The 12,610-nt window shown below is 55.5% G+C and carries 10 protein-coding genes; 4 read left to right on the top strand and 6 right to left on the bottom strand.

Annotated elements, in window-relative coordinates:
• Window positions 1–111 precede the first annotated feature (111 nt).
• Entirely contained in the window at window positions 112–984 is an 873-nt protein-coding gene (locus HBO23_RS09940) for a WYL domain-containing protein (RefSeq protein WP_170037966.1), read from the top strand.
• A gap of 155 nt (window positions 985–1,139) precedes the next feature.
• On the opposite strand, the gene HBO23_RS09935 is transcribed toward HBO23_RS09940, so the two are convergent.
• From HBO23_RS09935 to HBO23_RS09915, 6 genes are all read right to left on the bottom strand, one after another.
• Window positions 1,140–2,768, bottom strand: coding sequence for a GTPase (locus tag HBO23_RS09935; RefSeq protein WP_169864281.1), 1,629 nt, complete (start codon window positions 2,766–2,768; stop codon window positions 1,140–1,142).
• A complete protein-coding gene (locus HBO23_RS09930) occupies window positions 2,755–4,614 on the bottom strand; it encodes a hypothetical protein (protein ID WP_169864279.1) in 1,860 nt (619 codons plus the stop codon). Before HBO23_RS09930 ends, HBO23_RS09935 begins: the two co-directional genes overlap by 14 nt.
• A 6-nt stretch (window positions 4,615–4,620) precedes the next feature.
• Entirely contained in the window at window positions 4,621–5,073 is a 453-nt protein-coding gene (locus tag HBO23_RS09925; RefSeq protein ID WP_170037964.1) for a hypothetical protein, read from the bottom strand.
• Between the two features lie 12 nt (window positions 5,074–5,085).
• Window positions 5,086–5,952 carry a GTPase gene (locus HBO23_RS09920; protein ID WP_169864276.1) on the bottom strand — a complete coding sequence of 289 codons (867 nt, stop codon included), beginning with the start codon at window positions 5,950–5,952 and terminating at the stop codon, window positions 5,086–5,088.
• Between the two features lie 205 nt (window positions 5,953–6,157).
• The gene (locus tag HBO23_RS33820) at window positions 6,158–6,286 is read right to left on the bottom strand and encodes a hypothetical protein (RefSeq protein ID WP_255141968.1); all 129 of its coding nucleotides are present in this window, start codon (window positions 6,284–6,286) and stop codon (window positions 6,158–6,160) included.
• A 243-nt stretch (window positions 6,287–6,529) separates the two neighbouring features.
• Complete coding sequence (locus tag HBO23_RS09915; protein WP_169864275.1) at window positions 6,530–7,807, bottom strand: DUF445 domain-containing protein; 1,278 nt, start codon at window positions 7,805–7,807, stop codon at window positions 6,530–6,532.
• A 310-nt stretch (window positions 7,808–8,117) separates the two neighbouring features.
• Between HBO23_RS09915 and HBO23_RS09910 the strand changes: the two genes are divergently transcribed.
• The 3 genes from HBO23_RS09910 to HBO23_RS09900 all read left to right on the top strand — a co-directional run bounded on the left by HBO23_RS09910 (window position 8,118) and on the right by HBO23_RS09900 (window position 12,610).
• Window positions 8,118–8,768, top strand: a complete 651-nt coding sequence (locus HBO23_RS09910; RefSeq protein ID WP_169864274.1) for a HEPN domain-containing protein — start codon at window positions 8,118–8,120, stop codon at window positions 8,766–8,768.
• A gap of 30 nt (window positions 8,769–8,798) precedes the next feature.
• Window positions 8,799–9,887, top strand: coding sequence for a WYL domain-containing protein (locus HBO23_RS09905; protein WP_169864273.1), 1,089 nt, complete (start codon window positions 8,799–8,801; stop codon window positions 9,885–9,887).
• Between the two features lie 107 nt (window positions 9,888–9,994).
• A complete protein-coding gene (locus HBO23_RS09900; protein WP_178123929.1) occupies window positions 9,995–12,610 on the top strand; it encodes a PD-(D/E)XK nuclease family protein in 2,616 nt (871 codons plus the stop codon).

The raw sequence follows: 12,610 nt of genomic DNA, 5'->3' as shown, positions 1-12,610 counted from the left end.
CCTTTAGTGAGTTCGATTGAGCTCGAAGACAGATCAAGGATATGTAGTGTTTTACGACAGGTATAGAATGTAGACTTATACAGGTAAAGTATTCACGCATATGGAGCTGTCATGAAACGCAATCAAGACATCAAGCAGGTTCGTTGGGATTTGGCACTTCGTTATCGCTTGATCGAGACCGTCGCCTGGTGGGAAGGCCGGCTGACCACGGTGCATCTGATCCAGAGCTTCGGGATCAGTCGTCAGCAGGCGTCTAAAGACATCAACACTTACATCACCGAACATGCGCCTAAAAACCTTACATATGACAAGCAGCTGAAGGGCTATGTCCCCAGCAAACAGTTCAAACCACTGTTCATCGACGACAGCGCCAGCGCTTATCTGCACCTGCTGAACCAGACCCATTCCCGTGCGCCGCATGTGGAAGGGTTGGCCTTGGCGTATGCCCACACCATGGTGCTGGAGGTGCCTGACCGGACAATTCGACCTGAAGTGTTGCGCCCATTGCTTAAGGCATGCCGCGACAGCGAGGTTATTGAAGTCGAGTACGTTTCACTCGCTAACCCGGTTCCAGAAACTCGCTTGATTGCACCACACACACTGATTTACACCGGTATGCGTTGGCATGTGCGGGCGTATTGCGAGAAGAATCGTGAATACCGAGATTTTGTGCTGAGTCGCCTGCGCGGCAAACCTGAGTACGAACGCAAGACCGAGAACCTCATCGACGAGGATGAAGACTGGAACACCAAGGTAGCCGTGATCATAGAACCCGACTCAAGGCTCAAACCAGAACAGAAGGCAATCATCGAAGCCGATTTCGGCATGGAGGATGGCGTGCTGATCATTCCGACACGCCGCGCCTTGGTCAAGTATGTGTTGCAGCGTTTTCAAATCGATCCGAAAAAGCTCGACCCCAAAGCGGCGGCGCAGCAGATCGTGGTGAGGAATCTGGATGAGTTGAAGCCTTGGCTTTATGAGTGACTCAACCCGGCATTTTAATTCGTGACGCACTGCATCACGAATTAATTGAACCTCCGAGAGGGAAGAATAATAGGCGTGACTCTGGGCACTCTGGAAGCATTCGCCCCGTCCTATGTCCGGAGCGAATGTTGAGATGAGATGCGTTAAGGACCAGATCAGTCTTGCGGGCGCAGTTCAATCAGTGCCTGTTCGAACAGAATTCTATCGTTCTCTGCGGCCTTGTCTTGTTGCACCAGAGCCTGGCTTTGCGCGTCGATCCACTCATCCATAGGTTTGAACACCTGCTCAACCACCAGAGTGATTTGGAACTGGTAGGCCTGACGCAAATCGTGGACAAACGAACTGGCAGAGTCGTCGATGGCTTTGGTACGACGAGCTTGCGCTGCCTTCTCCGCATTCTCTGTACGAATAGCCTGGTAGATGTCGTACAACGCCACGCCGACCTGTACCAAAGGCCCCGCCCAGCGACCCGCTGTACTGGCCCAGCGTCCCATGGTCTTGGGGCCAATACCTTTGAACAGTTTGGGCAGAAACTCTTTTCCTAGCTCCAGTGCCGCTTTCACTCCCTGTTCAGTCATGTCCTTGACATTACCCATGGGGACTTTCTTCAAGGCATCCTTGATGGCTGGCGACAGGATGCTTTCACCAGCATCCTGCGGCGCATCCAGATCCGCATTCAGCATGGCGTCAGCGTGTCGGAGAGTGGACTCGGCCAGTTTCTCACCGATTTCACCGAGGCTCTGCTGAGTCTTGGGCAGCTCGTACTCCAGCGTGCGCATCAGTTTGTCGCCCAGAGACTGGACAACTTCTGCCGCCCCCTCTTCCATCGCCTGGTTGGTGTCACCCCTGACTTGTCCTTCTGCTACTGAAGTAATCAGACTGACAATTGCCTGCTTTGCGCTACGACAATCGCGATCCAGGTGATCGTTTAGGCATGCAGTCAGACGGCTGCGCTCGTTTTCAATCTGCAGTTTGGCTTTCGTCAGCGCTTCAGCCTGACGGTCATTGCCGGCCTGCACCAACCGCAAATTGGCTTGTTCGATCGCAACCACCAGGTCTTTGCGACAAGCCTTGAAGATTGTCCCGGTGTCGCTTTGCTCAAGGAAGTCACCCAGCGCCTCCTCCAAGTCAAGAATGCCGCTGGCGCTTACCAGCGGCGCCTTGTCTTCGAGTCGTCCTTTGAGGGCGCTTCTGGCATTGACCCATTGCACCGGGACCTTGTCCAGAATGTTTTCAATACCGCGCTCGCTCGCCGCACGCTGCAGATGAATGCGCAGGCGATCGGTGATGCCGACATAATCGCGATCGCCGACCGTAATACCTGCCTTGTTGTTGACGATGAGCATTAACCGGCGCTCTGAAGCGACGATATCGACCAGCCGCTCCCAGGTTTTCGCTTCGTCGGTGGCACCGCCTGCAGCGACCACGAACAACACAACTTCGCTATTTTGCAGCTGGTTCTCAGCCACCTCTTCATGCTCGATCGGCGCGTCGATACCAGGTGTGTCGAGCAGCGTGTAATTGCCCCAGCGGTACTCAGTTACCGCGGCCGTTTCCGGTCGATCCGCCATCTTGGCATCTGCCCGCCCCATCAAGGCATTGAGCAGGGTACTTTTGCCAGCGTTGTAGTTGCCGTAGACCATGATTCGAGGGTGTAACTGCTCAGCCTTGGTCTGCAACCGGGCTCCCAGCTCATCACGTTGTTGTTCGGACAGCCAACGGCCCAGCGGGGTGCTGACCCGTTCATAGGTGTGGATAACCCGTGCGAAGTCAGGCAATGCCATGGGACAGCTCCTTTTCGATTTCCTGAATTTGAGTAAGCGTGTGCTGGCGCATCTCTTTTAATGCGCTGTGGAAGTTTTTCAACCAGTCGGCAATGTCGATAAAGCACAATTGGTCCAGTTGCTCATACAGGACATTCAGCCGGTTCTCGGCAAGCTCAAGCAACTGTTCGCGGGTCCCCAGTGAAACTTCGTCGCGGTTGTCGCCCACAGCCACTTCGATTTCTTCACTGGTATTGAAGTATTCTCCCGCCGCGCCCCCAGCCTTGTTTCCCGCCCAGGCTCCAAGTGCGCCACCGATCAGGCCACCGATGACCGTCCCCACACCTGGCATGATCAAAGTGCCTAGAGCTGCCCCACCTTCAGCGCCCCCCCAGGCACCGAAACCTGCCCCGCCCGCCCTGCCGAATGACTCATTGCGGCGGGAGTCGAATTTGATTTTTTCAACGCGCTCTGAAAACTGGGGGGCCTCTCGGGCGACAGGTCCAACCGCTTGGTCGTGAATTTCAATGTTTTCGAATTTCTGGCCAATCGAATCACACAGTTCGCTGGCGTAATACTGGAAAGCATGATCGAGCAACTTACGGCAGGCTTCAGAGAAAGCCTGGTCGTTCATCGCATATTGATCGGCATACTTTTCGATCTGACCCGGTAATTCTTTTCTGAGCTGGCTCAGAATATGATCGACGCTCAGTTTCAGGTCCTTACGCGCGGCGTTCAGCCCTGTTCTGATATCAACCAGCTCTTTTTCCAGCTGATCCGTCGATTCGGCCAGCTTGAGGCAGAACGCCTGCAGATTCTTCAAGGGTGTCTGGCGCTTGAGGGCGAGCCCACTGGAACGGGCTATGTTGCCAATATCTGCGGCGAAGTCGGCCAGCCCACTGTCCTGCCAGCGTTGCGCCTGCTCCTGGGGGCCACCTTCCTCAGCATAACGCACCGAAATCGAGTGAATATTGATTTGATTCAGGAGCGATTGTGCTGATGGGTCGATTTTGGCCAGCTCCGACCCGACGTAACCAATCTGGTCATCACGATCGGATCGCGCCTTCATTACCCGTTGGTTAACCAAGTTACCCAAGTCATCAACATCCTCCTCAATCACATCACTGCCAGTGATAAGCACCATGAGATTTTTCTTTTTCTGGAGCAACCCGACGACCTCATTCATATCGGAGTGCCGGCCAGGACTGCTGGAGTTGCTCAGGAATACGATCAGGTCGGCACACGCGACATAGTCGTCGGCCAACTGGCCGTTGACGCTGTTGACCGAGTGAACCCCAGGGGAATCGACCCAGGTCATACCCGGCAACCTGAAACCCTGGATTGAGCTGGTCGCTTCCACCACGTCGACGCCAAAGCATCGCTGCTTGCTCATCAACTCTGCCGACATGGTTTCCGCAGTCCCGGTACTTTCGCGCCAGAAAAACTCGGGGCGAGGGGAAGCGCTGTCGATCAAGGCCGCGTCCGGAGCAGAGTTCCCGTAGGCGAGATAATTCCCCAGGGAGGATTTTCCAGCTTTGACCTTGCCGTAGACAAAGATCAGTAGCGAGTCATCGAAATCCTTGCGAAACGAAGTATTGCGCTCATAGTTTTCGACGTTCCTGATCCAGGCATCAAGCTGACTGTCGAGCCCCTGCTGACAGCGCTCAGCCATGTCCTGCAACGGGTGACGCTGCTCAAGCGGGCTTTCACGCCAAGGCGAAGTCTTGCGTGCGTCATTAAGCTTCCTCAGCTGAGCCTTGAGGACACTTTCCCGGCGATCGATCTGGCGTTTGACCTGATCGAACTCACCGGCAATCCCGGCGAAGACATTTAACAAATCATTTCGGTTGGCGTGGCGGTCGGTCATCGTGACTTATCCCAGCAATTCTTCTTTCAGGCGCTGAAGGCCCGTGATTTCTTTCTGAAGTGCGTGCGCCTGGACAGCTTGCTTCACCCAGATCGGGCTGAAGGCTGCACCGGGGGCAATTGTATCCAAGTGCTTCAACATAGCTTTTGGTTTGTTCGGCACCTTTTTGATTACAAAGGCACTAAGGCTGTCAAAACTGACGTGCAGCGCGCCCTGGTTAGTTCGATCGAGTACCGCAGGGTGCGTCGCAAATAAATCTTTCAGTTGGCCATCAACGTCGGCAACCAGTTGAGCCTTACGTTTCTCGAGGTTTGCCTGTTTGCGACGAGCAATGGCCTGTGCCTCGGCCTCACGAGTCTGAATGCGTGCCCTGCGTTCGGCCGCTTCTTTTTCTTCATCGTCGGAGCTGGCGACGGCAGCAACCACAGCGCCGATTAAGGGTACCAATAACCACCACATAGCAATGTTCTCTCAATCGGATTCAAGGGTTTCGCAGCGGCTGATGCGTTCTCGGGTCGTGCTGACCAACTGGTTCACACTCTGACTAAGCACCAGAAACGCCTGTGATTGTTTGGCTTCGACGGCAGCCAGTGTGCGTTCCCGCTTGGCGATGGCCTTATCGACAATGGCCTCCAACTTACTCAGACGCTGCTTATCTCGCGCACGGCGCACGGCATGCAACTCGCTTTCGGCGCGCTCGACAAGTGTCTTCAAATGGTGGTGCAGCACGTTGATGCCGCTATGTTCGATAAGGGCGGGCTTTTGCTCCAACACGCCTTTGCGGTATGTCGTGAACGAGGCCGGGATCAACGTGCGAGGTGCCTTGAACAACGCCGAGAGGATGGCACTGATTGCGTCCAGGCGATCCTGCCTTTGCTCCGACGCACTTTCGGCATGGGTCAGAACGACCAGTAAGCTGTCTTCGATATCAGGACGCCGATGTTTCAACTCATTAAGGAAGTTGATTTCTACGGTTTCCAGAGTGCCCGTGCCCAGGTTGTGGGCGAACAGGATAATGTCGGCCGTCGCCAAGCCACGCCAGGCGTGCTGGTCATCCTCGTTATTGGCGTCAATACCCGGAGTGTCTACGTAAGTAATCCCTCCATGGGTTAAGGTTTGCACCGTTTTAGTCGAGCGCACTGCTTTGGTTTCGAAGAATTCGTTTTCAAGATGGCCGGTCAATGCATTGAGCAGTGCGCTCTTGCCAGCGTTCATCAGGCCACAGACCGCTATACGCAAAGTCCGGTCGACGGTCTTTCCCTCTTGACGCTCCTGATACAAACGCGCGAATTCAGCTGACTCGCGATTGAGCTGAATCAGCCAATTTTCAGCTGGCATGAAATGTCCTTATTGCAGTGTCGGAAGCGCTGGCGCATCCGGGATCAAACACAAGTTGCCCCCAAGTCATAACGTTCAGCGCGCACCCTAGCGTCTGAACACCTGCAACCCGGATCATCCTCCACGCGATATCACTTTGCCACGCCTTAGTAACCTGTCAATCAAACGCAGATCTACAAGCAGCAATAAGGCGATGGGATGGACACTAAACCGGCCCCTGCCCCTTTCGCAAAAACTCGTTTTCCGCCTCCATTGACTTGTAAGACCGATACACCTCGTACCCTTTCTTGGCGATAACGACGAGGCCAACTGCGGCGAGAAAGTTTTTCAGCATGATCCATACTCCTGTTTATTGGCTGGTTTGAGCATAACCATGCCTCGCGACAAATTGCGTCGCCCCGAGAAAATCCATTTTAAATCGCCGACCCCGCTGTGACGGACAGGCTGATAACTCCATTGAAGGTTCAGTCGTTGGTCGCCTCAGCCTTTTGTTTTGTCGGCCTTCGCCTGGAAATCTTTAAGCGGCAAGCTCACTGGGGATTTACACTCTCCTGAGGACCACGATTCAAAGTGCTTCTCACATCTGTAATGCAAACTCAGTCCCAAGATGAATGATCACCCCCACCAGCCCTCCCACCAATGTTCCGTTGATACGAATAAACTGAAGGTCTTTGCCCACGTGTGACTCCAGTTGCTCCACCAGTTCCTTCTCGTTCCAGGCTTCGATGCGTTCAGCGATGTAGCGGCCGATCTCTGAGCGATAGCGCTCAACCAATGGGCCCGCCATTGCCAGAATCTGGTCGTTTATCCAGGCCTGCATCAAAGCGTCTTCGCTCAATGCGTCACCAAGCTTGCGAGTACCCTCCTCCAAGCGCTGGCGCGTTGTGGAATCGCTTCGAGTAATGTCTTCCTCAAACCAGGTCACTACATCGTCGACCATGTCAGTCAGGTAGCTGTGCAGGGCCGGGTGTTGAACGAGTTGAGCGCGCAGTTGTGCCGCACGCAAACGAAAAGCTGGCTCCTCCTTGAGCTTATGCACCAAGGCTCCCAACTGCTGGTTGAAATGTTTGCGCAACGGGTGTTCAGTGTCGTGGTTGACCTCGCTGATCACGTCAGAGATTCGCTCGACCAACTTTGCCGATGACCAGTTGCCGGCAACGTTGTGCAGAGGCAGTTCCTTGCCGAAAACGTTGAACCGCAAGAACTCGAACTCCGTGGCCAGAACGTCGGCGATGCGTTTTTTTGTCGCTTCGCCTTGCAGTGAAACATCGACTTGATTCAATACGGCGTCGAGTACCTCCTGTGCCCTCCCATCATCGGTGAGCACTTCCAGCAACTGACCACTCATTTTTGCCAAATCAACTTCTTCCAGGCGCGCCAGAGCAGTGCTGCGTACAAACTGGCGCACACGCTCGTCACGCAGGGCGCCAATACCATGCCCAGCCAGCTTGACGGCTAAACCCGACAAGACTGCGGCGTTGTCTTCCTTCGACAGCCATTGCGCCAACCGCCTGGCAGTATCAAATTCGCTGACCTTCTGAAGTACCTGCTCACGTGAAAGAAAGTGAGTACAAATAAAGTCCCCCAGGTTGGCGCCAATACGCGCCTTGTTGCGCGGGATGATAGCCGTGTGAGGAATAGGCAACCCCAAGGGGCGTCGGAACAGGGCAGTAACGGCAAACCAGTCGGCGATAGCGCCAACCATCGCAGCCTCGGAGAAGGCTTTCATGTACCCCCCCAACACGGGATGGGAGTGGATCAACATCAAGGCTGCGACATAGAGCGCTGCCGCCAACAAGAACAACCCGGACGCTATTGCCTTCATCCGCGCCAACGGTGAATCGAGTTTCAACATCAAAAAACCTTAAATGTAAGTACGCAATGGAGGTCGTCGTCACCCGCTTCCGCGACCATTGGCCTCAATTTTTTGTCTGGGGCCTAGATATGAGCCTGCGCTGGATGGACACTCAATGCGTCATCCAAAACACCTGCCCTATAACGTATCAGTGAATAGATACAAAACTTTATTACGTGATAGCTTAACGCCATATCGCGTCATAATGTGTCGCAGGGCTCATTGAATGCTCAATCCCGCCCCTCATCCGCCGATAAAACCATGATCCTCAAGGTCCCGCGGATCCCCTCAGCCAAAGGAAGCACCTGGAATGGATTACCAGTCACTCAAGACACGCCACCGTAACGAACGCGACGCGCACCACCCAAACCTTGCGCTACGGGTTCACCGAGCCCTGAGCTGGCTCAATCGTGCGGAACAGGCAGAGGACGTTGACGGGCGCTTCATCTTCCTCTGGATCGCTTTCAACGCTGCCTATGCCACCGATATTGATGAGCAGCATCGATTGTCCGAACAGGAGGCATTCAAGGCTTTCCTGCAAAAACTTTGTACGCTGGACACCGAGCACCTGATCGAAAAACTGGTTTGGTCAGAGTTTTCCGGGAGCATACGTGCACTGCTGGACAACCCTTATGTTTTCCAAAGCTTCTGGGATTTCCAGAACGGCAAGATCAATGAAGCCATGTGGGAGGAACGCTTGCGTAACGGCAAACGTAGCGCTCATGCAGCACTGGCCGATCGCGATACAGCCAAGGTGCTGGGGGTGATGTTTAACCGCATCTATACCCTTCGCAACCAAATGATTCATGGCGGAGCCACCTGGGACGGCAGCGTCAATCGCACACAATTGCGTGACTGCTCAAACCTGCTGGCAAAGCTTGTCCCCCTGGTGATCCTTCTGATGCTCGACAACCCGAAAACATTGTGGGGCGACGCCTGTTACCCGGTGGTCAAGTCGTAACCCACCTCTCGCTTGCGCAAGGAAAAGCCCATGCCGTCCGCCAAATCGCATTCCACTGTCAGCCGCCAATGGGAGTTGCTCAAGCACCTGCCAAAGCGTGAGTCCGGTATCACCGTGACGGAGTTACTGGCGCGTCTTGAGTCCTCCGGTTTCAACATCAGCCGGCGCACCGTCGAACGTGACTTGATTGATCTGTCGCTGGTGTTCCCGTTGCAGTGTAGCGAAGGCACGCCACAAGCCTGGTACTGGACGCCTGGCGTGAATGTGGAGCTGCAAGGCATTACGCTGAGCGAAGCCTTGAGCCTGACCCTGGTTGCCGACACCATCCGCCCATTGTTACCCGCCAGCATGCTCAGCGTGCTTGAACCGCGCTTTGTGCATGCGCGGCAGAAACTCAAGGGACTGGAGGACGATAACGCGGCTGCCCGCTGGCTGGACAAGGTCGCCAGCGTGCGACCGGACCTAAACCTGCAGGCGCCGGATATCGACCCACTGTTGCTGGAAACATTGCAGAGGGCGCTGATTAATGAGCGTCAAGTGCAATGTCAGTATTACTCGGCACACAACGACAAACTCAGTGAACTGACACTCAATCCATTAGCCATGGTACAGCGTGGGTTGGTGACCTATTTGATCGCCACAGCGCATCCGTATACCGATGTGCGCCAGTTTGCGGTGCATCGTTTTCGCAATGTCGATCAGCTCGATAAACCCGTAGAGGGATTACAGGCATTTGACTTGTGTGAGTACCTGGCCAGTGACGCCTTGCAGTTCGGCACCCCCGAAAAGATTCAGTTTCAAGCTTGGGTTAGTGACCATCAGACGCGGCTGATTCGTGAGACACCATTGAGTGCGGATATGACACTGGAGCCGTTGGAGAATGGCTTTCGAGTACGCTCGACACTGAGCAACACCTGGCAGTTGCACTGGTGGATTTTGTCCCTGGGCGACTCAATGGTGGTGGAGCAGCCGCCCGAGCTGCGGGCTCAGATTGGCAAAACACTGCATCGTGCGGCGGCAGCCTACCGGCCACTGGATTCAGTGGCGGATGCAATAGGTACCGTGGTTTCGCTACAAAACCTGGCAGGCGCGACACAAACCGTCGCACCAGGTTCGTAGGGTAGCGCCACGTCGCTGATCAGCAGTCTATTTTTCCTTATGCAACAACGTGCCAATCACGGTGCGTTGAACCACCAGCGTTCACAAGGAGCGTCAACGTGTCAGAAATGCTTATCACGTTCGGCATGCAACTCGATGGTCAGCGGGCAACACGAGCCAGTAATCGATTAGGGGCGTTGACCGTCGGGCCACAGGGACTGCTGGATATTCTGGAGACCCAGCTGGGCCTAGTGGCACGTCAGCCTTGTGCGGCACAACGTACAGCCACGTACCGCGATTGCCTGGCGCACTGCAATAACCCACTGCGCTTCTATCATGCCAGTTTTTCCTCCGATGAATTGGGGGTGGCTGCTGCATTGCTGGCCTGGCGGGGTGATTTGTATTTGCACGGTTGGGATGGGCGCGTCGGTGCCGACGCCAGCCAACGTCTGAAAGACCTTGCCGAGATCGAGACTCAAGCTCGCGTGCAGGTCGCCCCTTCCATGGGACAGCGCTTGCAAAATGTTGCCAAAGCGCTGGGCTCTCGTCGCCCCCCGATCAAGACCGTGCTGTTGGCTGACGCTTTCGAGCTTTATCCACTGGCCTGGCAAATGGTGCTGAATCTCCTGCCTAACGAGCGCCTGGAGATACCGGAGGGTAAGGCGCAAGGTTTTCTGGGGCAGTTGCAAATGCAATTGCGCCAGAGCATTGCCGGTGTAGAGGTCACGCCCATTCAATGGCAAGAAGATGGCACAGTGCAAGTTGTTCAAGCGCAAACTCGAGCATTGGCCGCCAGCTGGCTGAGCCGCTCACTGGGCCAGGGCACCCCCACCTTGCTGGTGACGGGTGACGAGGGTGGTTGTCTTGATGGTCATTTTATTGGTGCCGGCCAGGCTCGCCATGGCCTCAATGGTAGCAGCAATCTACGCCCTGCCCTGCAGGTATTGTCACTGGCCATGGAGCTGCTTTGGGCACCAGCCAACTACCCGGCACTCCTGCAGTTTTTGACCCACTCGATATGCCCGATTCGTTTGTTTGCACGTCGGCGCTTGGCAACCAAAATAGCAAGCTCACCCGGCCTCGTCGGGAGCAAGTGGGAGGATGCACTGGAGGAAATCGCAGCGCATTACGCTGCAGATGCGCCCGACGTACTTGCCTCGATTGACGAGTGGCTGAATATGCCCACTTTTACGACTGACGACGGCGTGGCGCCCAGTGAGGTGCTGGTACGTGTCGAACGGTTGCTGAAGTTTTTTAAAGCACGCCTGGGGCACCAAGAGCCCGCGCATAGATTCGCGGCTCAGGCAGGTTACGCTCAGTGTGAAGCAGCACTAGACTCCCTCAAGACCTTGCATCTTCAAGGTGTGGAGCGGTTAAAACCGCGGCAGTTGCAGCAGGTCATCGAGCAAGCCACAGCCAGCGGCGTGGATAATCCATTGCTGGCCGCACAAGTCGGCGCCCACTTGAGCGTCTCGCGTCCAGGTGCGGCCATTGAGCAAGCCGACACAGTGATCTGGTGGCACCTGAGCATGCCGGTGTTACCGCCCCTGTCGCCCTGGTCCAAGGCCGAACGCATTCAATTGGCCGATGCCGGGGTGGCGCTACCGGACGGTGCCACACTACTGACTCAAGCAGCCCGTGACTGGCTGCGACCAGTCCTGGCAGCAAACTGCCGGCTGATACTGGTACTCGCGCCACCACGGGAGGAAAGCCACCCGCTCTGGCAAATGATCGAAGCCGTTGTGCAGCAGCCAAAGGTGCATATTCTCGAGGAGCTTCTGCATAACCCCGGCCCGCTTTGCCAAGTCCAAGCATCGGCGCCACTGCCACTGCGCAAACGCTGGTGGCGCCTGCCACCCGACATCCCGATCGAGACGCCTGAGAAAGCGTCTTTCTCGAGCCTCAACCTGTTGCTGTTCAACCCTTATCAATGGTTGCTGCAATACGGAGCCAAGATTCAGGCGTCCAAAAGCCAGAGCCTGAGCGACGGTTTTTTGCTCTATGGTTCGTTGACCCATCGCTTGGCTGAGCACTTTTTCACTCGGCCGGACGCGCTGAGCATGAGCACCACAGATTTTAACAGCTGGTTCTCGACCCACTTCCCCCGTGTGGTACGTGAAGAAGGCGCGGTGTTGCTGATGGAGGGACGCGGTGCCGACCTGGCAACACTGCGCCATCGTGCGCTGCGTGCTTTGACTCGACTGCGATCGCACTTTCTCAATGCTGGCATCACGGTCGTAACGTCTGAGCAGGCGCTGGCTGGTCGTTTCGAGGGTGGCGCATTGGGCGGCTCTGCTGACCTGGTATTGACCACTGCGCTAGGACATCGAGCCATCGTCGACATGAAGTGGTCGGGGGGCAAGAAATACCCGGAGCAGCTCAAGGCAAACCGCCATCTGCAGTTGGCGATTTATGCCGAGTTGCTTCGTCAGGACAGCGGTTCATGGCCTTCCGTAGCCTATTTCATCCTTGAGTCCGCGCGCCTGCTAACCCCGGATGACCAAACCTTCAGAGATTCAGAGCAAGTGCCGGCCAATCCGCCAAGCACAATGCCTCAGCTGTGGCTCAGTTTTACCGAGGCCTGGAAGTGGCGGAAGGCGCAACAGGCAGAGGGGCGGTTTGAAGTTGCGCTGCAAGGTATTGAAGAGGATGAGGACTCGATCCCTCCCGATCAGGCGATGCTGATGGAATACCTTAACGAAGCCTACAACGACTACCTGGCCTTGGCCGGATGGGAGCAATGA

The organism is Pseudomonas sp. WS 5532 (assembly GCF_012985445.1).
GTDB lineage: Bacteria > Pseudomonadota > Gammaproteobacteria > Pseudomonadales > Pseudomonadaceae > Aquipseudomonas > Aquipseudomonas edaphica.
Note: the sequence above shows the minus strand (reverse complement) of the source record. Positions and strands in the feature narration are given on the sequence as shown.